The sequence below is a fragment of the Ignavibacteriales bacterium genome (genome assembly GCA_020635255.1).
In the GTDB taxonomy this organism is placed as follows: domain Bacteria; phylum Bacteroidota; class Ignavibacteria; order Tepidaquicellales; family Tepidaquicellaceae; genus JAEYVS01.
Genome location: JACKAC010000002.1, coordinates 954846 through 981067 on the forward strand (window position 1 = coordinate 954846; position 26222 = coordinate 981067).

Genomic DNA, 26222 nt, shown 5'->3' on the forward strand with positions numbered 1-26222 from the left:
TGATGATTGCTACCAGTTGGATGTTAGATCGTTTAAGATATCTTCCGTGATCTTGTCAATTGCTTCGTTTATCCCGGTCTTTCGTTCGGAAAAGCTCCCGGAAGGGGAGTTGTATTCTCCGAAGTTATTAAAGGTCTTCTGCCAGATCTGTTTACCGGTTTTTAAATTCTGAAAATCGGCGCTGATAGTAATAGTTATCTTTCTTTTTGTTACGGTCTCGTCGCCGGAAATAACGAGGGGTTCATCGGTTACTGTGGCAATGTTACATACCAGCATACCGTCTGCGCCCTCTTTGCTGTCGAGAAGGAACGTATTGTCCGCAACGATCTTATTTTTCAGTGATTCGGTAAAATTCTCTCTTATGTCGGCTTCCGAAAAATTGCTCGTATTTTCAAAAAGCGGTATATATAATGTATTGATGCCTTTAGGCGGGTTCTTGCCTCTGAACCCGTAATTGCACCCGCTTTGTGTTAAAATTACGCCGATAAGAAGCAATATAGCCAATATTAATCTATTCATCCGTGTCATTCTTCTTCCCTGATATTATACTTGTTTATTTTTCGGTAAATGTTCCTTGGTGATTGGTCCAGTATGTCCGAAACCCGGTTGACGTTCCAGTTATTCTCCTTGAGCAGGTAGTGGAGAACTTCCTTTTCTATTTCGTCGAAGTTCATGCTGTTCATTCTTTCTTTGGGGATGGTAAAGTCATCGGCTTTTCCGTTACCGGATCCTTTACGTGATTCTACAGTGTAGATATAATTTCTAAGGTCAATTATGTCCGACTTTATTTCAGCTAATGCTCTCAGGAGTATCTCCCGGCTTCTGTAGTCTCCAGGTTCATCCATAGTTTCTTTCAACACGACGGGAAGTGATGAACCCGGCAATTGCAATTCGGGCTGTAAATGTTTTTTTACATCGGAAAGGGTTATCACGCCACCCTGGTTCAATACTATTATACTTTCTATGAAGTTTTTAAGTTCACGCGCATTTCCCGACCAGTGGTAATTAATGATAAAGTTCATTGCATCATCTTCTATACCCGGAAATGAGATGCTGTTGGATTTGCAGAAGGAGTTTACAAAGTGATCGAATAAGACCTGGATGTCGGATTTGCGTTCACGAAGCGGGGGGATATGAAGGTTGATGGATTTTAACCTGTAGTATAAATCCTCCCTGAAATTTTTATTCAGAACTTCCTTTGCAAGATCTTTATTCGTTGCGGCAATGACACGGACGTCAACCTTAACTTTCTTAGAACCTCCAACACGCATAAATTCGCCTGATTCGAGCACTCTCAATAATTTTACCTGTGTCAATAATGGCATTTCACCGATCTCATCCAGAAATATCGTACCGCCATCGGCTGTTTCAAAATACCCCTGCCTGCTGTCGGTCGCCCCGGTGAACGCGCCTTTTTCATGACCAAAGAGCTCGCTTTCAATGATCCCTTCCGGGATAGCGCCGCAATTAACAGTGATCATCGGTTTGTCTTTTCGTGTGCTGAGTTTATAGATCGCATTTGCAGCAACTTCTTTACCAGTTCCGCTCTCACCTGTTATCAAGACGCTGATATTGGTCGGCGCGACCTGTTTTATGGTCTCGTTTAGTTCTTTTATCTGTACGGAATCGCCTAAAAGCAAATATCTCATATTATTAAATAATTACAAATATAGCATTAATGGACAGGTTATTAAAGATAAATAGGGGGACTCCTTAGGTAAGTATTGTATTGTAAAACAAAATTTAATTTGATATTAGTTGAAATTTTAGTAATTTAGGGAAGCTCCCAAATTTTAAAACATTTAAAATTAAGGGTAAGAGAAATGACAAGAGCAACTACTACCGCAATAGGAATATTAATCCTATTTATATTTTCAACCTGTCTTTATTCACAGTCATGGAATATCCAAACAACCGGAGTTTATGATTATTTATGGTCCGCATCGTTTCCTAAACCGGATACAGGCTATGCTGTTGGCAGCAACGGGACTATTATTAAGACCGTAAATGGCGGAGTCAACTGGCAAAGTCAAAGTAATCCTTCAGGAGTTCTACTGCACCATGTTTACTTTATTAGCGGGAGCCTCGGGTGGGCTGTCGGGCATAGCGGAAGGATCATAAAGACCACTAATGGCGGACAAAACTGGGTACTCCAATCGAGCGGCACAAGCAGTAATTTATTTTACGTCTATTTTATTCATCGGAATTACGGCTGGGTAGTCGGCGATAATGGAGTATTGAAAACTACTGATGGCGGAGATACCTGGGCAACCAGCCTTGTCGAACCCTGGGTTTATTCTGTATATTTTGTGAATCAAAATACAGGATGGGCCGGAGTTAGATATGGGAAATTGTTCAAAACAACTAACGGAGGTGATAATTGGATTGCGCAGACATCGGGAACAGTCTCTACATCTTTCTCGATGTACTTTATCAATGAAAACACAGGTTGGGCAGCAGGTGATTATAATAGTGTTATTAAAACCACGAACGGCGGTTCAACATGGTTTCACCAGGATTACGAGTTCGGCAGTTTTTCTACAACATTCAGGTCAGTAGTATTTGCGAATGATCAAATGGGCTGGATGGCAGGGTTAGATGGATTGGTACTTAGAACAACAAATGGGGGAACAAATTGGGTTCAACAGTCTGTTCCTGTAAACGGCGATTATCTTTCTATAAGAGTAAACGGAGTGCAGGGCTGGGCAGTCGGGGAAAACGGAACGGTGATCCATAGTGATAATGTTACAAATCTAAATACGATAAGCTCATCAGTACCGGAAAGATATAACCTTTCGCAAAATTATCCAAATCCATTCAATCCATCTACAAAGATAAGTTTCGATATTCCGAAATCAGGTTTTACATCGCTTAAAATTTATGATATACTTGGCAAAAACATAGCGACACTTCTGTCATCGGAATTGCAGGAGGGAACCTACGAGTATGAATTCGATGCTTCGGCTCTAAACAGCGGAATTTACTACTACGTGCTTAACTCCGGCAGCTTTACAGAAACTAGGAAAATGATGTTAGTTAAATAACATATTATTAAATATGAGCTTTTTGGAAAGGTCTCTATACAGAGACCTTTTTTGTTAGATTTATTCAATTTTATTTTAAAATGGTAATAAATATATTGTTTACTTATGGCTAAAGCCCCCAAAAAGAAACCTATATCAAAAAAACCGAAGGTACAGGAAAATGTAACGGATCTGAATACCGTTATCGGCAAGTATTTTTGGCTGATCATACCCATTCTCACGATAGTATATTTTATTTCAAGTAAGTATTCTGTCGGGTTTTACCAAGATGATGAGATCGCGCAGTATCTCAATATGCTTCAATTTTGGAATGATCCATGGGTGATACTGGGGAATAACCCAAAACCGGGTTATAAGATATTTATGGTGATCCCGGCTCTATTCAGCTATGATACGGTTTTAATAGTAAATTCTTTAATCGCTTCACTAACTGTCTACCTGACCTATCTTTTGATCAGGGTATATAAGATCAACTACGCATTTTTTGGAGCGATCATACTGGCATTCCAGCCATTATTTTTCGACCTGTCGTTCAGATCATACTCGGAGATATTCACAGCTCTGTGTATAGTAGGTTTTCTTACGCTGTATGAGAAGAAACATTATATATGGAGCGCGCTATTGTGCGGGTATATATTCACCGTAAGGCAGGAAATTGCTATCGTATTAATTATACTGGCTATAATATTTATACGAAAGAAGGAATATGTACCGGCAGTACTTCTTTTTGTATTCCCGGCTATATACAATCTGCTCGGCTTTATACATACGGGTGATATTATGTATGTGCTTACGGAAATGAAAAAGGTGGCAGGCTTAGCATATAAATCGCAGGGCTTCCTACACTATTTCAAGGTTTATGTATTTATAGTCGGACCGGTTTCACTTACAATGTTTCTTTCAGGCTTCTTTGGCTTTCTGGAAAAACCCGGTGAGTATAAGAGCTACATATCAAAATATTTTCTCCTGTATGTAATGTTTGTTTCTGTTTTTGCCGTTCAGTTGATGACGATGTTTAATGACGGTCCGAATCCGGGTAACTGGCGGTACCTTCTTCACATATCGCCGGTCTGTGCTGTATTTGCAACGATAGGATTAAATAATATTGCGAGTAAAAGTTTCCGCAGAACATTCTTTATACTTACAGGTGTGCTTGCGCTACTGGTTTTGGCATTCCTTTCTCATACGACAGACGGGTTTACAATTAAGGATCAGTCAGAATATTCTAAATTCCTTTTTATCGTTGCGATAATGGTGTTGGTACTGCTATTGTGGTCGGAGACCAAAACGAAATATCTTAACAATATGTCGGTTGTATTGATATTACTGTCGCTGGCTTATTTGTATTTCAATTTTGAGCCTAAGAAGCTTTCTCCTGAAAATCTAAAGATAAAGGAAGCCGCTGAATATCTTGATAATAATTATAAGATCGACGGTAAAGAAGTCCTGACAAATCATTCTATGCTAAGCTTCTTTTCTAAACAGTATAAGGATAATGTTACTAAGTTTAAGCCGATACAATCGGGTACATTGCCGTCTGCTCCTCCGGGTTCAATAATAATCTGGGATACACACTATGGTTATAGACCGGAATGGGGGAACGACATAAATGTCGATAAGCTGCAGCAGGATTCATCGTATAAACTGGTCAATCAGATACTCTGGGATAACCGGGGACTCGGTGCATTTATATTCGAAAAAAAATAGTGTAATGAGCAGAGAAGGAAAAAATTGTATTATATACGGAGGCGGAGGATTTATAGGATCGCATCTTTGTGAGAACCTGCTGAATAAAGGTTATAATGTGACTGTTTTTGATAAGTTGAATTTCTCACAAAAGAATCTCACCGATATTATAGACAATATTAAGATAATCGAAGGGGATTTTAATAATGAGGTAGATATAGAAAGATCGCTCGCCGATATTGATTATGTGTTTCACCTTGTAAGCTCTACACTTCCTTCCAATTCTAACGAGAATCCTGTTTATGATGCGGAGACTAACTTGCTTTCGTCACTCCGTTTACTCGATGAATGCAGGAAAAATAAGATGCGTAAAGTGGTATTTCTTTCTTCCGGAGGTACTGTATATGGTATCCCTGAAGAAATCCCGGTAAAGGAATCACATACTATCAACCCAATCGTCTCTTATGGTATAATCAAACGAACGATCGAGAAATACCTGTACATGTATTATAAACTTTATGGGCTGGATTATTATGTTTTTCGATTATCGAATCCATATGGGGAGAGACAAAATCCACTTGCTTCACAGGGAGCTATCGCCGTATTCATGTATAGGATCATTAATAATCTGCCGATAGAGATATGGGGTGACGGCAGTATTACAAGGGATTATATTTATATCAAAGATGCAGTGGAAGTAATAGCAAAATCAATTGCCAGGAAAACCGATGCAAAAATATTTAATGTAAGCACCGGAAAAGGGTATTCGCTCAATGATATTATCGAGATCATCAGTAGTTTATCCGGTAAGGAGGCTATAGTAAACTATACTGAGAGCAGAAATATCGATGTTCCGGTGAGTATATTGGATAATACATTGGCAAAAGAAGCCTTCGACTGGGATCCGTCGACCGACATTACCGATGGAATAAGAAATACTTACGAGTATATGTTTCACAATTATAACAACACTCCACCCACTGATGTCCCTTTTTGATTTCCAAAATATAACATTGACAGCTTTTTTCCCAGCTTACTACGACGAGGGTAATATTGCCAAGGTTGTGGATAAAACTGTCGAAGTCATCGAGTCTATGAATTTGAAGGATTACGAAGTTATCATCATCGAGGACGGAAGTCCGGACAGAACGGGGGAAGTGGCAGACGAGCTAGCGGAAAAATATGAAAAAGTCCGGGTAATTCACCATGAAAAAAATATGGGGTATGGTGCTACACTGCGCGATGGGTTTATGAATGCTAAAATGGATTACGTTTTTTATTCAGATGGTGACAACCAGTTCGATCTCGAGGACCTGCGGAAATTTGTAGCATTGATTCCTTTTACCGATATCGTTGTCGGATACAGGAAACAAAAACAGTATTCCCTTTATAGAAAATTCACTTCATTGTGTTACAACTACCTGCTTCGGCTTTTATTCGATATACATTACTGGGATATTGACTGCGCGTTCAAAGTATTCAAGGCTGACCTATTCAAAAAGATAAAGATCAATTCGATCGATGCTTTTATCGATGCTGAAATAATGTTGAAAGCGAAACTTTTGGATTACAGAACGACGGAGGTGGGTGTAGTCCATCTTCCACGACTGGATGGAATATCTACGGGCGCAAGACCTTCAGTTATATTGAGGACTATAAGAGAAATATTCGAATATAGGAAAGAGTACAAAAGAGAAATGGCAAAGAAGAATAAGAAGTAGTTATTTTTTTTCTCCCCTAAGGTAGTATTGTCCTCCCAACGGAATGAACCCCAAAAATTTTTCTAAAGGTCTGAATATTTTAAGAAAAGCTGGAAAGAATATTGTGTATTGTTTTTTTGAGATCGTAAAGCCTGCTTTATTCATGAGCGCTTCTGATTCTTTTGCCGGTAGTAGTATCGCGTCCTCATCCCATACACAGTCGCGGACTATCTTGCGTGTTACGGGATTGTTTGGATTGTGCTCAAAAATGTAGAGAGAACCTCCCGGTTTTAGTAAAGAATGAATTTTTTCTGTTGTGTCTTCGCGCAGTTTTGGCTCTATGTGATGGTAAACACATGATATGGAAATTACATCAAACTGCCCGGCATACTTCCCGAGATTTTCATCATCGATAAGAAAAAAATTTGCTCCGGGATTAGATTTTTTTGCAATGTCGAGGCTCTTTTGTGAAATGTCACATCCGAAGATGGACGAATCGGGAAAGTATTTTTCGTAAAAGCCAATATTTCTGCCAATACCACAACCGTAGTCAAGGATCATCTTTGGTTTCGATGTAAGAGTATCTTTTATGATCTTGATCTTATAATCGGCGAAGTAAGAATTCTCCTCCCCGAAAAACTCAAGATCTTCCTTTAATATCTTATCGTAATCCGACGCGTAATTGTCAAAATCAACTTTTTCTACAGGCATGTATTAGTTATTTACTTCACATTTGTAACCGCTGGCTTCGATAGTTTTAGCTATGTTGTCCTTGCTGGTCTTATTTGACGCAAAAGTCACTTCGACGCTTTTTGTCTTGTAATCAGCTTTTACATCCTCTACCCCGTCCATCTTTTTCACTTTGCTGGTGATGGTCTGCTCGCAACCTGTGCATGTCATAGTTTCACATTTGAATGAAGCTGTTTCAAGCTTTGCGTCCTTATTGCTGACTTCTTTCGTTTGTGTTTCCTCGCCGGCTTTTTCCTTTGATGTCATTTCGTCCTGGGATTTAACTTCTTCCTGTTTTGATTCCTGTTGCCCGGTTTGTTTTGTCTCATTCCCGGCGGTTTGTTTTGTTTCGTTCGTCTTATTGCATGACGAGAAAAGGAACAAACCGAATACGAGTGCAAATGCTAATGTGATTGCTTTCATCTTCTTATTATTTAAGTTTCATATATTTTAATCTCATTGAATTACCTACTACCGTAACTACGTCGCTAAATGCCATAAGCATTGCGGCTATGACAGGGCTTATAATTATCCCTATCGGAGCAAGTACGCCTGCCGCTGCGGGTATTGCCACAGTATTATAAAAGAATGCCCAGAAAATATTCTGCTTGATCACCCGCACGGTTTTTCCTGAGAGCTGTATAGCTTTGTAAATACTTTCCAGGTTTCCTTTTACAAGAATTACATCCGCAGAATCTATCGCAATATCTGTACCTGTTCCTATAGCTATGCCGACATTTGCTTTTGCCAGAGACGGAGCGTCATTTATTCCATCGCCAATCATGGCAACATTCTTTCCCTGGGATTGTAAGAGGGTAATGATCTTCTGTTTTTCATCGGGAAGTACGTCATAGTAATAATTACCGATCCCAACTTCATCGGCTATTTTTCTTGCATTCTTTTCGTTATCACCGGAGAGCATGATAAGCTCATAACCTGATTCCTGCAATTCTCTAACTGCTAAAATGGCTTCAGGCTTTATTGTATCTTCAAATTGTATCACTCCTGCAAGTTCTCCGTCTATACCAACATATAGGCTTCCTCGCTCTCCCTGTATTACCGAAGGAATGTTGTTGTCCGTTAAAAGCGCAGTATTACCGATCAGTACCTCTTTGTTTGAAACGACAGCTTTCACGCCTTTCCCGTCAACGTTACTAAAGCCGGATGCATCCATAGGATCGATATTCTTTTCGACTGCGAATGTGTTTATAGAATTCGCGATGGGATGGTTCGACAGCTTCTCGACGGAGAATATATAACGTATTAACTCGTTTTCCGGGATGCCGTTGAGAGCCTTTATCTCTTTAACTTTCATTTCACCGCTGGTCAGTGTTCCCGTCTTATCGAAGCATAATGTATCCACTTTCTTCAGCTTTTCGATGGCTTCGACGTCATTGAACAGAATACCATTTTCCGCAGCCCTGCCCACGCCTATCACAACAGCCATAGGGGAGGCAAGTCCCAGCGCGCACGGGCAGGCAATTATCAAAACGGCAACAGAGTATATGAGCGCATTTCCGAAGGGGACACTCACAAGGAAATACCATACAAGAAATGTGACAGCAGCAATAATCAGCACAAGCGGAACAAATACAGCAGAAATCCTGTCAGCAAGGCGCTGTATCTGGGGTTTGGAATTGGATGCTTCGTTGACCATGTCGATGATCTTTGAGAGCATTGTATCTTTGCCGACTTTTTCCGCTGATATTTTAATGAATCCACTTTTTAAAATGGAGCCGCTTAACACCCTATCACCTTTACCTTTCTCAATTGGTAAGCTCTCGCCGGTCATTGCGCTTTCGTCAAGTACGCCGTTTCCTTCAGCAATGACACCGTCCACGGGTATTTTATCGCCGGATTTAATAATGACTGTATCGTTTAATCTCACCTTCTCAAAGGGGACGTTAATTTCTTTCCCGTCCCTGATTACAATAACAGTCTTAGCCTGCAGACCTTTCAGCTTTTTAATCGAGGTTTGAGTACGCGCTTTGAGGGTCGATTCGAGATAGTTGCCGATCATAATGAACATCACGATCATAGCAGCTGTCTCGAAATAAACCTCGTGCGAGTTACTCAATGCTTCGATATTTAATCCAAGCAGGTGATTAGCAGCAATAACAAGGCTGTAGATATATGATGAAAGCACTCCAAGCACGATCAATACATCCATATTGGATGTGCCGGATTTGAGGGCGTTATATGCGCCCTTGATGAACTTGCTTCCGGACCAGAACACAACGATGCTGGTCAGAATAGTGAGTATTATGAGTGATACAGTAAATGGAATGGAGATAACGTCGAGAAATCCAAAATGCCCCTGCATGCTGATGAACATGACTGTAAGAGCCAGCACAACCGTAATGAATATCTTATTCCTTTGTTTCTTTAGGGCGATCTGTTTTTCCTGCTCTTTCTTCTCGTCATCTTCCGTATCTATCACACTGTATCCCAGCTGACCTATGATACCCTTTATGCTGTCGAGGGAAATTGACTTAGGGGAATACTCTATGCTAGCGGTCTCGGAGTTGAAATTCACGGAAGCGTTCTGTACTCCATCGGTTTTGGAGAGGTATGTCTGAATGCTAGCCGCACAGCTTGCACAACTCATCCCGTCAATTTCCAGGTCTATTTTTTGTAAATCGTTCATTTATCTCAGTCTATCTGCCACCCGGGCAGCTTTCTTATTCTCTAAAACATCATGGACACGTATTATGTTCGCTCCGTTTACAATGCTGACGGAGTTTGCTGCAATTGTTCCTTCCAGTCTCTCATCAATAGGAGTCGGGAATATCTTATCCATAAAACTCTTCCTCGATAGCCCCATCAATATCGGGTGATCGAGCTCCTTATATACAGCCAGGTTTTTTATAAGAGCAAGATTATGTTCGAGTGTTTTCCCGAACCCTATTCCAACGTCAATAATTATTTGCCTGATCCCGGCATTTTCCGCTATCTTGATCGACTCATCCAGGTAATCATATACTTCATTCACAACGTCAACGTATTGGGGATCTTTCTGCATGTTTTTTGGTGTTCCCTTTATGTGCATCAATACGCAGGACGCATCATACTTCGCTGTTATCTCCGGCATCTTTTCATCGAATCTGAACCCGCTTATGTCGTTCACGATGACCGCGCCCGCTTTCAACGCTTCATCAGCGACGGCGCTTTTGTAAGTATCGATCGAGAGGGGAATGCCGACATTCTTTTTAAGCGCTTCGATCACCGGGATTACACGCTTCAACTCTTCATCCAGGCTCACGCTCTCCGAACCCGGTCTGGTGGATTCACCACCCACATCCAGAAAATCCGCGCCCTCTTTTTCCATCCTTACAGCATCTTCAACAACCTTATCCATGTTCAATCGGGAATCGAAATACTTCCCACCGTCAGAGAACGAATCTGGAGTGATATTCAATACTCCCATTATGTATGTGCGCTCAGCCAGGTCATACGTGACGTCACCGAATTTGTATTTAAAATCCGGCACCTAGCTCACCTCCGCGCCGGAGTCAATTTCCTTGTCCACGGTCACCAGCGTCAGCTTGCCGTCCAGCTTCGCCGCGAGAAGCATTCCTTCGGAAAGAACTCCCATCAGCTTCGACGGTTTCAGGTTATTTACAACAATTATCGATTTGCCGATTAATTCCTCCGGTTTGTAGTGCTCGGCAATGCCGGAAACGATCTGCTTCTCTGTATCACCGACCTTCACCTTTATTTTAAGGAGCTTCTGGCTTTTCTCTATCTTTTCGCATTCGATTATCTGCCCCACGTTCAGCTTCACTTTTCCGAAATCCTGTATCGTGATCAATCCCTCAGCCGGCTGACTTCCTTTGTCCTTACTCTGTTTGACGTCCTTTGACTCGTCTTCTTGTGTTTTCTCTTCCTCCATTTGCGGGAAAAGTATCTCGTTTTCGCCGATTTCGGTACCTTCTTTCAGGTTTACCTTTCCTATGCTGTCCCATGTCAATCCTTCGGTGCTTTGCTTCAGTATTCCCATTATCTTCCTGCTTGTGAAGGGAAGCACGGGGTATATCATTACCGCGGTCGAATAGCATGCTTCCAGGCAGTTATTGATAACGTCCGCGGCTTTTTCTTTATCATCCTTGACCAGCTTCCACGGTTCGCTGTCATTAAAATACTTGTTCGCCGCTCTCACGGCATTCATTGTATCGGTCAGCGCGTCTTTGAAGCGGTACTTCTCGTAATTTTCACCGGCGGAATTTGCATGCACCGCGAATTCATTCAACAGCACATTATCCGCATTACCCGACCGGGGCGGAACGTTGCCGTCGAAGTGCTTCTTCGCGAAGACCACCGTCCTGTTAATGAAATTACCGAGTATCGCCGCCAGCTCGTTATTATTCCTTATTCTAAAATCGTCCCATGTGAAGTCCGCGTCCTTATTCTCCGGCATAACTGCAGTGATGGCGTAGCGTACGACATCCGGCGGAATTTCCTTTAACACATCTTTAACCATCCAGCCGACGCCCTTGCTCTTGCTGAACTTCTGCCCGCCGACGTTCAGGAACTCGTTCGCGGGAATATTATCCGGTAGTACTACGTTGCCATAGGCAATGTTCATCGCGGGGAAGATAATCGCGTGGAATATCACGTTATCTTTGCCGAGGAAATGCACCAGCTTTGTCTCCGGGTCGGTCCAGTAATCCTTCCATTTGTCAGGTTCACCGCGCTCGATGAAAAGCTCCTTAGTAGCTGAGATGTATCCTATAACCGCCTCGAACCATACGTAGATGACCTTCCCGTCGAAGCCTTCGATAGGAACGGGAACGCCCCACTCCAGGTCGCGTGTGTACGCTCTTTCCTGTAAACCCTTCTTAAACCACCCCTTGCAGTAATTTATCACGTTCGGCTTCCAGCCCTTCTTCGTATCTATCCATTCCTCCAGCGCGCCCTGGTACTTACCAAGAGGGAAATAAAAATGAGTTGACTCCTTTACAACCGGGGTATCACCGGATATCTTGGAGCGGGGGTTTATCAGTTCGAGAGGGGAGAGCGAAGATCCGCAGTTTTCGCACTGGTCGCCCTGAGCTTCCTCATATCCGCATACCGGGCACGTACCCTCGACGAACCTGTCCGCGAGGAATCTCTGTTCTTTTTCCGAATATAATTGCTTCTCTGTCTTTTGCTCCAGCAGTCCCTCATTATAGAATTTCAAAAAGTACTCCTGCGCGGTCTGCCTGTGCACGTCCGTCGAGGTGCGCGAGTAGATGTCGAATTCCATCCCGAGGTCTTCATACGCCTTTTTATTAGCTGTATGATATTTATCTATGATCTCCTTCGGTGAGACATTATCCCGGATAGCCGCCATCTCGATGGCAGTGCCGTATTCATCCGATCCGCAGACGTAGATGATATCCGTTCCCTGCAGGCGTTTGAACTTAACGAAAATGTCGCCGGGCAGTATAGAGCCCGCGATATGCCCCAGGTGCGTATCCCCATTGGCATACGTCAACGCCGAAGTAACTATATATTTGTTTTTATTACTCATATGGGTAAATATACCGAAAATGGGGGATTTGTTAAATGGAGTCTTTTAACCACCAAGACACGGAGACACTAAGAAAAAATTATTCGTCACCAAAATAGTCGCTATCGATTTTCTTTAATTCATATGTTTGTTGAATAGTTACACCCAAATTATAGTCGATCATAAGTTGTGCTAATCTTTCTCCGTCAATTAGAACTATTTTGGTTTCATTCTTAGGGGTATATTCTTTTGCTTCTTTGGTAAAAAATGAAGTTGTAATAAATATTCCCTTTTTAGCTCCTTGACCTGCTAAAGCACCTACGAATTTGTGTAATTCAGGACGTCCGACTACATTTCCTGGCTGCCACCTCTTCGCCTGGATATAGATTATGTCTAAACCTAATTTATCCTCTTTAATCGTTCCATCTATCCCCTCATCACCCGATCTTCCTATAGCTTTTCCAGCATCCTTAATTGAACCTCCGTATCCCATCTTTACTAATAACTCTACAACTAATCTTTCGAAAAAGGCTGGTGGAAGAATAATTACTTTTGCTATCAATTCTTGTGCTAGTTCTTTTCTGATTTCTTGATAAGAACTCTCCAATATTTCTTCGGGTGTTTGTTCTTCTCCACTTGTATTTATTGTCGTATCTTCAGTATCTTTTTTCGGTGTTTTAAATTCGACGAATTCAGGATACTGCATCAAGAATTTATTTGTAATTCGGGAAGGTTTCTCATCTAAGACATTTAAACCTCTTTCTGTGATCTTTATAACAGCTCTTTTAGGGGTATCTAAGAGTCTTGCCTTTTTTAAGTAGGTTTTTGCCCAACCTGCCCTATTGTCAAAAATTGCTTGTCTTCCACTTGGAAGTAATTCCTTACGCTCTTCATCGGATACATTAAATTCATTTGCAAGATGCTCAACTATATCTCTAAATGAATGTTCCTTTTTGTCTGAAATGCTTTTCAGTAAAGGAAGCATTAAGGACTCATAATCTGGAATAGGCATACTTATTCTTTGTTAATAATTTTGGAAATTATCAATAATGAATTTAAAGTTCAAATACTTATAGTGTAAGAAGTGAAATTACATATTTTAATTTGTTATTTCCCTAGGTTTACTAATTTATTCCCTACAAAAACTTCTCTCTCAGCTCCGGGGTGGGCATACGGCATTCGTTGCGCTTGCCGAACCATTTATAGCGGTTATTTGCGATTATGTTGTAGAAAAAGTCTCTTATGAAGGGCGGGACTATTATGAAGGCATAGAGGATCTTCCATAGTCCGGGAAAATCCTTTACCATATGGAGCGCGGCGGACGATCTTTTGTAGTATTTATCCCGATCTACGAGTATGAATGTATCGAAATCTTCGGTAGGGAGATCGAACTTCTTCAGGAGTTCCTGCCCGGCTTCGGATTGCAAAGCGGCGAATTTGAATTTATTGTACTTGTCGTGATCTATGATGAAGTTCACGGATGAGTTGCAGAAGTTACACACACCGTCGAATAGAACTATTTTATGGTTATCCATCTCACTCATTTATATTAAACTAATAAAGATAAGTTCGAGATGAAATTCAAAAGGAAGGACACCGAGATTCTTCGCTTTGCTCAGAATGACAAATGGGGAGGGATTATTGTTTGTTCTCCTTAGGAATCCGATGGAGAGATTCTTCGCTTCGCTCAGAATGACAAATGGGGGAGTCCGATGGACAGAATGACAATATTGCTAGAGATTTCGGTTGCAGATGGTTTTGTAATCGCAGTATTTGCACCGCTCTTCCTCAGTGGTCTGCCTGAATGGCGTGTCCCTGTCGAATATTTCCGCGAATAGCTTTTCGAGACGTTCCTCGAAGCCCTTCATCTGATCCAGTGTCAACTCCTTGCCGTTGTTGAGAAGAGTCACGCCCTCGCTGAGTTTCTTTATAGGGTAAATGCCGACCTGCACCTTTTCCCCGGCGTTCTTTTTGAGATACATGTACGCGTACAGGTATGCCTGGAAGAGACTGCTGTACCTGGGTTCCATGAACATCTCGGTGTAGAACTGGTCGCTCACTTCCTTCTGCGCGTGCCTCCACTCTACACGGCCCGTCTTGTAGTCTATTATTCTCACCTTGCCTCCGCATACATCCACACGGTCGAGCCGTCCCTGTAATTTTACCTGTGTATCGCCATCGGGGAATGTTACTTCGCTGTCGATGCCTTTCTCCAGTTCGCGTATGCTGAATGGCGCTGTCCTTTCGTCGGTCTCGAGTATCATGCCGAGGAGCTTCTTCATAATGTTTCTTGTGAGCCTGTTCTTTCCGCTGAGGTAGTCCTCGCCTTTGAATTCTATCTCGAAAACCTCCTCCAGTTTCTCATCGATTATGCTATGCAGCGAGGGGAAGTCGTCCGGTGTTATGTCGCGTTCGATATAGTCCTCGTATATCCGCTTCAGCGTATTGTGGACGATGTTCCCGAATTGCCGGGGATCGATTATACCGTCCCTGTCCTCCGGCTCGCGCAGTCCGGCAATGCACCGGAAATAGAACTGGAGACTGCAATTTATATATGTGTTCAGACGTGAGGCGGAAAATTCCAGCTCCTTAAGCCGTTCCATTATGTCATCGGATTTCTCGATCGTGATCTTCTCCAGCTTCGGCGCGTCGGCTTTAGCGCTCACGATATAATTATTGAGATCAATCTTTTTATTCTGTCTGCACAGCTCGAATTCTAACTGGGGAATATACCTGCTACGCTCGCCCTGGTTGAGCTCATCAACTTCGGAGTTGTAAAATATAGTGAAGTTCCGCGCCCTCTGCATGAGCCTGTAAAAATTATACGCATACCCGGAGTCATCATCCTCGAACGTCGGCAGTCCGAATGCTTTTCTTATACCTACCGGGATGAACGTCTTGCCGAGATCGGTTCTCGGGTAAGTACCCTCGTTCATCGAGAGCATATACACATTCTCGAAATCGAGCCCGCGCGTTTCGAGGACTCCCATTATCTGCAGTCCCTTCAGCGGAGCGCCTGTGAAAGGTATCTTTATCGAGCGGAGGGTCTTGAGCAGGATGCTCCACGCGGTCTTTGGCTCTATCTCATCTCCGAATCCCGCCATTAGTCCCTTCAGGTCTTTTATATGCTTTTTGAATTGCTCTATCTGGTATATCTCGAAGCCTTTCGCCCTGCCTTTTCTTCCGCGCACGTTCTTTTCGATCACTTCGATTATTTCTTCAATGTAGTCAAACAGGTCCTTAGTTCTTTCAATTAATTTGAATATTCTATCGACGGCTTCGAGTTCGCCCTCAACCTGTTCCATTATGAGTTCACGGTTGAAATAGACGCGCTTAGTATCGTCGAGCTTCTTCGTCAGCTCGATCGTTTCATCGAAATCGATGGACTTTATATACGGATGCTCCAGTATGTCCTTTACGTAGCGGTAACCGAACAGCGTATCCTTTCCCGTCGAGGCGGTTATCGTGTGCATGTCCTTCAAAAGCTCCATCAAAGTATAAAGTGACGTATTACGGAGAGAGTAACCCATCGTGATATTTATCTCGGTGAACATATCCGGGAGAGCGCTCAGGAGGGGGAGAAGCAACGATTCGTCCGGCAGTACGATAGCAGTCTGCTCCGGGTCTACACTCTGGAAAGATTCGTTTAACAGCTTGCCTAATGCCTTTGCCTGCCCGGCGCGAAGAGGTACGGCATATATGTCTATCTTCTTTTCATCCGTTAGAAGCAGGTCCTCCTTGATTTCCGGCTTCTTTATTTCAAGGTCGGTGAAATTCTTTCGGATAAATCTGCCTGCTTCCTGTTTTTTATCGTCCGCGTAATATTTATCCGTGTCCCAGTATATCTCTGCCTTTCCTTTTTTGAGGAGCGTCTTCATGATAAGCATTTCCGCTTTAGAAAGGATGTTGAACCCGGCAAAGATTATCTTTACGTCTATAGAATCGGAGATCTCCTCTATGTTCTCGGCTGTGTTCCGGTATATCAAGCCCTCGTACGCGACCTTGCCTTCCCTCAGCGACTCTGTGAAATTATCATAGGTCTTTCCCAGTAACTCCCATATGCGTGTGAACTTTTTCTTGGTTTCTGATATATCCTCATCCGAAAAACTTTCCCAGAACTTCTTGAAAGATTCAATTTCGGTAAGATGTAAGGTAAACTCCTGCTCAAGCTCTTTAATATTTTTTATACCGGTATATAATGCTCGCGCATTAACGAGGTTTTTATCTATGAGATCGTAATCCGATAATATTATTTCACCCCACGGGTAGAATTGGTCGAATGTTTCGTCCGGCTGGAAGTGCTTGTAAGTCTCGTAAAGCTCAAATACAAGCGTCAGAGGCTCGGCAACTTCATAGCCCGATAATTCCGTGATGAAATCGTTAATGGGAATAAGCTTGGGGAAGGTCTCCGTCTTGATGTCGTTTGCCGTGAGGTACTTTTCGAGAAATAGTATCATCCTCCGGTTAGGCACAACGATGCACACATCCTTGAGGCTGTCGGGATATTTTGTGATAACTTCCTTTACCAGTTTATTTAAAAACGCGTCCTTCACTTCTTCTCTTTTTTACTTTTCGCGGAGCTGAGGATCAGCCTGTCGTGCCAGTCTGTTGCCGGGAATGTGTCTATTGGATAGAATTTTTTTCCTTCATCCTTTCTCTTAACCGGATTTTTCATTTCACCGTATTCGAACATCTCTTTCTCAGCGTCATAATATTTTTCGAGATCTGGAGACGCTGTTATCGTTTGTGAAATTAAATTCTTTGCCGAAAATCCCTTTTGAGGGTTGTCCGGCGCTATAATGAACAGCCTCTCAGCCGCTCTTGTGAATGCCACATAAACGAGATTCAGATTATCAATGTATGACTGCGCTTTTTCCAACTGCATGTCATCGTTGAGGAATGTATTCTCCAGCGAGTTTGTGGCTCTGACCAGGTACGGCGCGGCTTCGTTAAAGGGTTCTCTCTCCGGTGACACCCAGATGGTGTTTTTGAATCCTTCGTAAAAGATCCAGTTAGCGAACGGAATTATCACAACAGGTTTCTCGAGACCTTTTGCCTTATGGACGGTGTAAATATTAACCGCGTCTTCCTCGCCGGAAATGGTGATGGACTTCTTATCTTTATTTTCTTCCCACCATTCAATGAATCCCGCCAGGTCGTTATTAACCTTTGTGGAATAATCGAGAATTATGTCCTGAAAGCGGAGCAAGTACGCATCGTTTTTCATGTTCAATCCAAATATTCTCACGATTTCCTCTACGAGCTCTACCAGCGAAAATTTATTCAGGCTGAACGTCCTTTTGGCAAATTCTTCCGGCATCCTCTCTTTGAAAAGCTCACCCCTGTCGCTGAATATAATGTGCGGATCAATTTTCTCGTGCTTAATCTTTGTCAGGTAATAATACAATATCTGTGCGCGGGCTATACCGTCCTTCCAGTTGTTTAAATATTTTATTATGTTCACAAGGAATTTTACCGTGTAGCTGGAATTAAGATTCGACGAGTCGGGGGAAATAACACGGATATCGCGTTCCAAAAGGTATTCGGTAATTTGTTTTGCTTCCCGGTTGGTTCTCGTCAGTATCATTATATCTTTCTTCGAATACCCGTCATCAAGCGCCTGCTCTACGCGCATAAGGGTGTACTTCATTGCTTTCTCATATCTTTTCTCTGTGTCCGGTTCGGAAATTAATTTCACATTTACATACCCGCCTTCTTTTTGCTTCTCCTGTTTTACTTCCCGGAAGGTAGTCGCCACCATTTCTATGTGTCTGTCATCTATCTCCGGTTCAATATGCTGTAACGAATTAACAAAAAAGATATTATTGAAATCTATTATATTTTCACCGCTCCTGTAATTCTGTTCCAGGGGCAGGCGTTCTATCATTTCCCCGAACTCAGTGAACTCATTTTCTATCCCGCTCAAAAGCTCCCGCTCTCCGCCTCTCCATCGGTAGATAGCCTGTTTTGAGTCGCCTACAACGAGGGCGGTATTGCCGCTTCCAAGGGCATCCTTGATTAGAGGGGAGAGGTTCCTCCACTGAAACTCAGATGTGTCCTGGAATTCGTCTATAAGATAATGTTTGAAATGGCTACCGATCTTTTCGTAAATGAAAGGCGCTTCGTCTTTTGTTATCATCGATTTCAGCAAGCGGTTAGTATCCGAGATAAGGAAAACATTCTTTTCTTTCCTGTATTCTTTCAGACTTTCTTCGATGTCAGCAAGAATGCCCGCGACGTAAATATTTTTTTGGATCTCGATGGCAGTGTTATATTCCATGAAGTTCTCATCATAGTATGTCAGCACATTATTGAGAACGTCTCTCAGTCCTGCATTCAGGCAGTCTAGAATAGTCTTTTTGTTGCGCGAGGTTTTGGAAGCCCAGTTATCGTCGTGCTCCTGCGCTTCAAAAACCCTTGTAGTGGGTTTGTAATCTTTCTTTTTACCGATCTTATAAACAAGGTAAGCTGCGACCCCGCTCGTTCCATAAGCGAAATCTTTCACTCCAAGAGTATACTCGTTCATTAATTCTTGCGCTCTGAGAGAATAGTTCATCATCGTCTGTTCGAAAGTGTCAGTAATATTTCCTAATGTTACGATAAAATCCCTTACCCTTTGCTTGTCATCTTTATCCTTTTTGTCGATGCCTTCCTGGAGCTTGTGGTACCGCTCGTAGAATAGCTCTTTACCGTTCCTATAAATATCCTGCTCGATGTTCCAGCCTTTATCCCTGTCAATAAGGTTGAATACGAATTCCTCGAGGTACTCAGCCAAATTTGCATCTGTATTTATCCTGTTGAGCATGCTATCGGTAGCCGATGCGATTACAAGGTCCTGATCCAATTCAAGCTCATATCCTATCTGTAATTCCAGTTCTCTAGCAAATGCTCTCACAACCTTCTGGAAAAAGCTGTCTATAGTCTGTATGTGAAAATTAGAGTAATGGTGGAGTATATTTTCGAGAACTTTATTAGCCTGTGTTTCAAGATCATGATTGGGGTATCTCTCCTGTAGCTTCGTGTAGTAGACACTTTTCTTATTACCACGCGCGATCTCCATCAATGTTGAGATGATCCTTGTCTTCATCTCTTCCGTCGCCTTATTGGTGAACGTGATAGCAAGGATGTGCTTATAATCTTCCGGGTTTTCTATTACAAGGTAGAGGAATTCCATTATCAGGTTAAATGTCTTGCCTGATCCCGCCGATGCTGTTAGTATTTTAAATGCCTTATCGGACAACTATATCCTTTGTATTTATGTAGTGGTATTTGTTTGGTAACTGAATAAATAAGGAATTTATTCTATTTTTTTCTTTATTAAAATGTAATATGAGCTTGATAGCGGTAATAGGAGATCTTCACGGGTGTATAGGCACTCTTAGGAGCATATATCCTAAATTGAAGGAAAAAACGGACGAGATATATTCTGTGGGTGATATAATAGATAGGGGACCGGATCCGAAAGCTGTAGTGGAGTTTTGTATGGATAATGGTATTAAATGCGTCCGTGGTAACCACGAGGACATTTTGCTCAAAGTAATCGGCGTGGAGGAGGACCGCCCTTATATTAGTCCTAAACAGCGTCTCGAAAATCATATCCTTAACGGCGGTGACGAAACAATACGCTCATACACGGACTCATACGAACAGGATGTCAAGGCATACCGCAGGGAGGTTGAGTCGAGCGGTCATCTCGACTACATACTCAGTTTTCCGTTTAAAAGAGAGTTCGACGGTGTTGTAATTACTCATGCAGGGATTGCGGAAGGTACAGAGGACGTGATATGGCACAGGAAAGAGGTGATGAAGCTCCCGAAACTGCAGATATTCGGACATACCCCTATGCCGGAAGTTGATTATCAAAAAGGATGGTATGCTAATATCGATACGGGATGTGTCTATGCAGAGAGAGGATATGGGAATCTAACAGCTGTGCTCGTTGACAGCGATACTGGTGAAGTCGCTGAATTTATTACTGAAAAAAACGTTGGGGAATATTCGGATCATGATGTATAGATTTATTTTTTTAATATTATTTTTTGCTGTTTTTGTTCCTGATTCCCGCGCCCAGGTCGTTAAGATCGTTGCGGAAGAATGGAATATCTACAACGATTCACTCGGCAAATTCGAATCGCAGGGAGATGAGCTTGTATTTGTTGAGTTCGACCGTGAGAAAATGCAGATCAGGGTTAGTCATGGAGAATACATCACACGTACCTATATGGTGCTGTCTATTGAGGATAAGGAGGTTGACGGGCAGACCGCTCTCTACTGGAATCTATATGATACCGATTACCTGCGTGTTGCTTTTATACCGGAGATGATAATGTTCATTGACCATGGTGGAAATAAAGCCATGGTGCTTACGAATCTAACATTTCTTAGCCCCGAGTAGTAGATGAAAATTGTCATTTCTCAATTCCTGTTTTTTGTATAGCTTAATCCCGTATGAAAAGAACAGCATTAAATTCCATCGCCATTGTAATGGTGGTTATGCTTTTTCTCCAGACCAATTATCTGCTGGTATTTTACGGGCTTTTCCAGCTTAACCGCAAAGCACTTACGGAGGAAGTATGCGAAAAGAAAGTGGAAGGTTGTAATGCATGCTGTTATCTGAATAAAAAGATGAATGAAGATGAACAGAATTCGCAAACGGCTCCCGACCCGGTCAGAAAACCCGCAACAAAAGAGAACATAAAACTTTCCGAATACGTAGTTAACTTTATTAATCTTGCTAATATATCTTACAATGATCTGCTAAATTACACGCGGATTAGCGAATCGCTCTATTCGTCGGGATACTTTGGCTCAATAGACCACCCGCCAAAGGCTTAATTCTTTTATTAAAGTATAATAAGGTCATGTGGGGAGGCGCAATGTGTCTTTGCGTCTGATCGTGCTTTATTATTGTAAAATTTAAAAAGAATTAAACCAAATGGAAAAACTATTCAATATTACGTTTGTTTTATTGTTGTTTACAGCAATCACTTTATTTACAGGATGCAGTGATGATACAAATCCAACTGCCCCTCAGGGACCGAATACGTCATCCTATGTTTATCTTGGTGAGCAGTATGCCATAGGTGGAAGAGCTAAAGTTATGTTGTATTCGGGTGACTCTCTCTTTACAGGGTATAACAGAATATATTTAGTGCTTTATGATTCGTTAACTAATGATCTAATAGAAGATGCTCACATCGAGTTCGAACCAGTAGATCATGGTTCAGGCGCGCCTGTTGAAAACCCCGATCAAAATGCGGTTAATGGTGTCTTCTCGGGTGCAGTTGTATTTACCGAAGCGCAAACTACTGACGATCTGCGTCACTGGCATTTCCATATACACGTCCATAACCATGAAGCCCCGGGTGAACCCGAAGGCGAAGCTGAATTCGAAGGTTTCCACATAAAAGATACTCCGGAGAAAATGTTCGTTTACTCACCGGACACTACTACTTCCTATGTATTTGCGTTGATCGATCCGCAAAGCCCGGTACAGGGGTCCAATAATTTTGAGATTCTTGTAAGTCAAAAAGTTGGTGTCGAATACCAGGCATTCCCATGGTTCACCTTTACCAATATCAAGGTGCAGGAGATAGGTTCGGGAGTTTTGTCTACAGGCAATTCCGATCCAATAACAACCGGAAACGGACGGTATGCAGGAACGATAAATCTGCCCTCATCCGGAACTTGGAATGTGAAAATGGATTTCTCTCACAGCGGAGTAACAAATTCGGGAGATTTCTTCCAGATAAATCTGTATTGATGTAAATTTAAAAGAACAGAAAAAATGAAAAGTCTTATTATAATACTTTTAGCTTTGGTCATAGCCGGAAATGTACACGCGGACGATAAGTATGGGGAGTTCAGCAGATATCTTTCGAAAGAGCTTGAAAAGCAGTATAAACTTTTTAAACCTGAATGCGACCTCTGCGCATGCTATCTGGGCATAGACCCAAGTTACAACAGCAGTCAGATCAGTCTGCGGTATTCCAGCTTCAAATACTATTCCGAAGGAATCCCTGTCGAATCCGACCCGAATGTCGATCATGGTGATACGGGTACAGATCCCTCCACCGAGTATTATAACCGTGTGGAAGTAACCGGACGCTATTATATGAACCCGTCTGTAAGATTCCTGATAAACATTCCTTATTCGTTAAATAATATTGACGGGAAGCGTATAAAGGATTTCGGAGATGTTAGTGTGATCGGACAATACCAGCTTTACAATACACGCGTCGAAGCGGAGACGGATTTTCGTAACAGGGTATTTGTTGGAGGCGGAGTAAAAGCTCCAACCGGAGCTTACAATAAGTCCATCGTTTACGGTGAAGTCGAACCTCACTTCCAGCCCGGTACGGGAAGCTTTGACTTTCTGCTGAGCGGTACTTATCTGGCAAGATACAAGAGCAATCTCGGATTAAGCACCGATGTTATCTATACTATCAATACGACTAACAGCAACGAGTACCGTTTCTCTAATAGATTCAATGTAACATCCACTTTGTTTTACATAATAAATGCCGGGAAAAGGACTCACACCGGAACTGAATGGACGTTCCTCCCGCATTCCGGGGTATATTTGGAGTCAGCCGGTTTGGATACCCAGGATGGCGTTAATGTGGATGATTCCGGTGGTTCGGTATTATTTGCAACTGGCGGGATAGACATATATTACAATCAATTTGACATTAGTTTTACTTATCAGGGACCTGTAAGCCAGTCTTTAAACGGCGATCAGCCACAAAATAAGTATAGATTTTATATAGGCGCAGGGTATTCTTTCTAGATTTTCACACCTCATTTTTTGTTAGCGTAAAGCCTGATTTTACACCGAAAAATTCGGTGGGTCAGGCTTTTTTATTCATTGAAAAACACACCTAAATTACTTATATTTAAAGGATTTAGATGTTCCATATCCTAAATATTTATGGGGTTTCTAGGTCCAAATGATGGGGCTATAGCTCAGCTGGTAGAGCGTTTCGTTCGCAATGAAAAGGTCAGGGGTTCGACTCCCCTTAGCTCCACAGAATATTAAAAATAAGTAAACATAACCCAATAAATGTCCAATAACGAAAAGATTATTCCCGTCAATATAGAAGAGGAAATGAAGTCCTCGTATATTGACTATTCCATGTCTGTAATTGTTTCTCGTGCGCTTCCCGATGTAAAAGACGGATTAAAACCCGTTCACAGGCGCGTGCTTTTTGGTATGAGTGAGCTTGGGCTTGCCCCCAACCGCCCGTACAAAAAATCAGCGCGTATTGTTGGTGAGGTGCTTGGTAAGTATCACCCGCACGGCGATAAGGCTGTTTATGATACCATGGTGAGATTAGTGCAGGACTTTTCTCTGAGATATCCGCTTGTCGATGGGCAGGGAAACTTCGGTTCAGTAGACGGTGATTCACCTGCTGCAATGAGGTATACTGAGGCACGTCTTGCCCGTATATCCGAGCTCATGCTCCGTGATCTTGAAAAAGACACCGTTAACTTTATTCCTAATTTCGATGACACGCTACAGGAGCCGGTCGTGCTTCCTTCTGCATTTCCGAATCTTCTTGTGAACGGTTCCAACGGTATCGCGGTTGGTATGGCGACTAATATTCCACCGCACAATCTATCGGAAGTAATTGATGGCACAATCCACCTGATTGATAATCCTATCACCAAGGAAGTTGAAAAAGATAAGAAAAAGTTTAAATCCGCTGTGAAGGAACTAATGAAGCATATCACGGCTCCGGATTTTCCTACAGGCGGAATAATCTACGGCTATGACCCTGTAGTGGATGCATATACGACAGGGCGGGGAAGAGTATTGCTCCGTGCAGTAGCCGGTATTGAAGAGCAGAAGAACGGCAGGATGAGCATAGTTGTTACGGAGATTCCATACCAGGTAAATAAGGCTTCTCTCATTGAGAATATAGCCCAACTTGTCAGGGATAAGAAGTTCGAAGATATCGCATCTATAAACGATGAGAGCGACAGGGACGGTATGCGTATCGTTATTGGGCTCAAACGTGATGGTAACCCGCATGTTGTCCTAAATAAGCTGTTCAAATATACCCAGATGCAGATCACATTTGGTATAATAATGCTGGCTTTGCATGAGGGTGTCCCAAAGGTGATGCAGCTGCATGAAATGATTCAGCATTTTATTACCCACAGGCTCGATGTCATCGTTCGCAGAACAAAGTTCGAACTCGACCAGGCTGAGAAACGCGCGCATATTCTTGAAGGTTATATCATTGCCCTGGATAATATCGATGCTGTTATAGCTCTTATCAAAAAATCCAAGGATACTCCAACTGCGAGGGAAGGTTTAATGAAGAAATTCAAGCTTTCCGAAATACAGGCGCAAGCTATACTGGATATGCGTTTGCAGAGATTGACGGGGCTTGAAAGGAAAAAGATAGAGGACGAATATAAACAGCTTCTCAAAACTATTGAGATGCTCAAAGCTATTCTAAAGAGCGAATCGAAGAGGAAAACCATCCTTAAAGATGAATTACTCGAGATCAAGAAAATCTATGGTGACGAGAGAAGAACAAAGATAATTCATAACGTCGAAAAGATGTCCGACGAGGATATGATGAAACAGCTCGTAAAGGAAGAGGACGTGGTTATTACCATTTCCAATAAGGGCTTCATAAAGCGGATTCCCGCATCATCCTATAAGTCACAGGGCAGGGGAGGCAAAGGTATTACAGCCGCTTCTACAGGAAGTGATGACGAGGATTTCATCGAATACATGTTCATTGGTTCGACGCACCAGTATATTATGTTCTTTACCGATAAAGGTAAATGTTACTGGCTAAAGGTTTATGATATTCCAGAGGGAAGCAGGACTTCCCGCGGTAAATCTATTCTCAATCTTATTGCAAAGGAAAAGGATGAGAAGATAAATTCCTATGTGGTGGTGAAAGACTTCAATGAGGAATTGTTTGTTACCATGGTAACGAGCAATGGTGTAATAAAGAAGACAAAACTGGACGCTTATTCCAATATCCGCCGTAACGGCATTCAGGCAATAAACCTCAATAAAGGTGATGAACTCGTGAACGTGCGTCTTACTAATGGATCACAGGAGATACTCATTGGTACAGCCAAAGGGCAGGCGATACGGTTTAACGAGTCCAATGTTCGTGATATGGGCAGAACCGCAACCGGTGTTAAGGGTATATCTCTTGCCAAAGGTGACTTTGTTGTTGAGCTCGTAGCTGTTTCCAGGGCAAGCGCCTCCATTCTCGTTGTTACATCGGAAGGCTACGGTAAACGAAGCGACCTTGCCGATTACAGGATCACAAGCAGGGGCGGCAAAGGTGTCATTACCGTTAAGACCAGCCCCAAAGTTGGTGAACTTATTTCTATTAAGGAAGTCACTGACTCTGATGACCTCATGATCATCACGACAAAGGGTATATTGATTAGGCAAAAGGTAAAAGATATCCGTGTGATGGGTAGAAATGCCCAGGGTGTTAAATTGATCAAATTAAACAAAGGTGATTCCATTTCAGCCGTTGCAAAAGTTGTAAAGAACGGTGCAGAAGAACAATAATTGAAGAGTAATAATAA

General features: G+C 42.3%; 21 protein-coding genes and 1 tRNA gene. 11 read left to right on the plus strand and 11 right to left on the minus strand.

Annotated features, from left to right (window positions below; translation table 11 throughout):
- Window positions 1-9 precede the first annotated feature (9 nt).
- Window positions 10-519, minus strand: a complete 510-nt coding sequence (locus tag H6614_12215; GenBank protein ID MCB9244431.1) for a hypothetical protein — start codon at window positions 517-519, stop codon at window positions 10-12.
- 5 nt (window positions 520-524) lie between these two features.
- Window positions 525-1649: a sigma-54-dependent Fis family transcriptional regulator gene (locus tag H6614_12220; protein MCB9244432.1), complete on the minus strand. Its 1125-nt coding sequence runs from the start codon at window positions 1647-1649 to the stop codon at window positions 525-527.
- A 174-nt stretch (window positions 1650-1823) separates the two neighbouring features.
- Between H6614_12220 and H6614_12225 the strand changes: the two genes are divergently transcribed.
- The 4 genes from H6614_12225 (at window position 1824) to H6614_12240 (ending at window position 6451) form a co-directional block, all read left to right on the plus strand.
- A complete protein-coding gene (locus tag H6614_12225) occupies window positions 1824-3044 on the plus strand; it encodes a T9SS type A sorting domain-containing protein (GenBank protein MCB9244433.1) in 1221 nt (406 codons plus the stop codon).
- Between the two features lie 105 nt (window positions 3045-3149).
- Window positions 3150-4751, plus strand: coding sequence for a hypothetical protein (locus H6614_12230; GenBank protein MCB9244434.1), 1602 nt, complete (start codon window positions 3150-3152; stop codon window positions 4749-4751).
- A 4-nt stretch (window positions 4752-4755) separates the two neighbouring features.
- Window positions 4756-5727 carry an NAD-dependent epimerase/dehydratase family protein gene (locus H6614_12235; GenBank protein MCB9244435.1) on the plus strand — a complete coding sequence of 324 codons (972 nt, stop codon included), beginning with the start codon at window positions 4756-4758 and terminating at the stop codon, window positions 5725-5727.
- 16 nt (window positions 5728-5743) lie between these two features.
- Window positions 5744-6451 carry a glycosyltransferase family 2 protein gene (locus tag H6614_12240; GenBank protein MCB9244436.1) on the plus strand — a complete coding sequence of 236 codons (708 nt, stop codon included), beginning with the start codon at window positions 5744-5746 and terminating at the stop codon, window positions 6449-6451.
- Here H6614_12240 and H6614_12245 read toward each other — a convergent pair whose 3' ends face one another.
- From H6614_12245 to H6614_12285, 9 genes are all read right to left on the minus strand, one after another.
- The gene (locus H6614_12245) at window positions 6452-7141 is read right to left on the minus strand and encodes a class I SAM-dependent methyltransferase (GenBank protein MCB9244437.1); all 690 of its coding nucleotides are present in this window, start codon (window positions 7139-7141) and stop codon (window positions 6452-6454) included. It lies immediately after the preceding gene.
- A gap of 3 nt (window positions 7142-7144) precedes the next feature.
- Window positions 7145-7582, minus strand: a complete 438-nt coding sequence (locus H6614_12250) for a heavy-metal-associated domain-containing protein (GenBank protein MCB9244438.1) — start codon at window positions 7580-7582, stop codon at window positions 7145-7147.
- Window positions 7583-7589: 7 nt separating this feature from the next.
- Window positions 7590-9806, minus strand: coding sequence for a cadmium-translocating P-type ATPase (gene cadA, locus H6614_12255; GenBank protein MCB9244439.1), 2217 nt, complete (start codon window positions 9804-9806; stop codon window positions 7590-7592).
- Window positions 9807-10586 carry a dihydropteroate synthase gene (gene folP / locus H6614_12260; GenBank protein ID MCB9244440.1) on the minus strand — a complete coding sequence of 260 codons (780 nt, stop codon included), beginning with the start codon at window positions 10584-10586 and terminating at the stop codon, window positions 9807-9809.
- Window positions 10587-10649: 63 nt separating this feature from the next.
- Window positions 10650-12671 carry a methionine--tRNA ligase gene (gene metG / locus H6614_12265; GenBank protein MCB9244441.1) on the minus strand — a complete coding sequence of 674 codons (2022 nt, stop codon included), beginning with the start codon at window positions 12669-12671 and terminating at the stop codon, window positions 10650-10652.
- Between the two features lie 79 nt (window positions 12672-12750).
- Window positions 12751-13662 (minus strand): restriction endonuclease, encoded by a 912-nt coding sequence (locus H6614_12270; protein MCB9244442.1) that lies wholly within the window; start codon window positions 13660-13662, stop codon window positions 12751-12753.
- A 124-nt stretch (window positions 13663-13786) separates the two neighbouring features.
- Window positions 13787-14194: a thiol-disulfide oxidoreductase DCC family protein gene (locus tag H6614_12275; GenBank protein MCB9244443.1), complete on the minus strand. Its 408-nt coding sequence runs from the start codon at window positions 14192-14194 to the stop codon at window positions 13787-13789.
- 189 nt (window positions 14195-14383) lie between these two features.
- Window positions 14384-17203, minus strand: coding sequence for a PD-(D/E)XK nuclease family protein (locus tag H6614_12280; protein MCB9244444.1), 2820 nt, complete (start codon window positions 17201-17203; stop codon window positions 14384-14386).
- On the minus strand, window positions 17200-19890 hold the full coding sequence (locus tag H6614_12285; GenBank protein ID MCB9244445.1) for a UvrD-helicase domain-containing protein: 2691 nt from the start codon (window positions 19888-19890) through the stop codon (window positions 17200-17202). The genes H6614_12280 and H6614_12285 overlap by 4 nt, the downstream gene beginning before the upstream one ends.
- 95 nt (window positions 19891-19985) lie before the next feature.
- On the opposite strand from H6614_12285, the gene H6614_12290 reads away from it, so the two are divergent.
- The 7 genes from H6614_12290 (at window position 19986) to gyrA (ending at window position 26205) form a co-directional block, all read left to right on the plus strand.
- Window positions 19986-20666, plus strand: a complete 681-nt coding sequence (locus H6614_12290; protein MCB9244446.1) for a metallophosphoesterase — start codon at window positions 19986-19988, stop codon at window positions 20664-20666.
- Window positions 20656-21045, plus strand: a complete 390-nt coding sequence (locus H6614_12295; GenBank protein ID MCB9244447.1) for a hypothetical protein — start codon at window positions 20656-20658, stop codon at window positions 21043-21045. Before H6614_12290 ends, H6614_12295 begins: the two co-directional genes overlap by 11 nt.
- A 53-nt stretch (window positions 21046-21098) precedes the next feature.
- Window positions 21099-21485, plus strand: a complete 387-nt coding sequence (locus H6614_12300; protein MCB9244448.1) for a hypothetical protein — start codon at window positions 21099-21101, stop codon at window positions 21483-21485.
- A gap of 100 nt (window positions 21486-21585) precedes the next feature.
- Window positions 21586-22413, plus strand: a complete 828-nt coding sequence (locus H6614_12305; GenBank protein MCB9244449.1) for a hypothetical protein — start codon at window positions 21586-21588, stop codon at window positions 22411-22413.
- A gap of 24 nt (window positions 22414-22437) precedes the next feature.
- Window positions 22438-23439: a hypothetical protein gene (locus H6614_12310; GenBank protein ID MCB9244450.1), complete on the plus strand. Its 1002-nt coding sequence runs from the start codon at window positions 22438-22440 to the stop codon at window positions 23437-23439.
- A 165-nt stretch (window positions 23440-23604) separates the two neighbouring features.
- Window positions 23605-23677 (plus strand) — tRNA-Ala (locus tag H6614_12315).
- A 35-nt stretch (window positions 23678-23712) separates the two neighbouring features.
- A complete protein-coding gene (gene gyrA, locus H6614_12320) occupies window positions 23713-26205 on the plus strand; it encodes a DNA gyrase subunit A (GenBank protein MCB9244451.1) in 2493 nt (830 codons plus the stop codon).
- Window positions 26206-26222 lie beyond the last annotated feature (17 nt).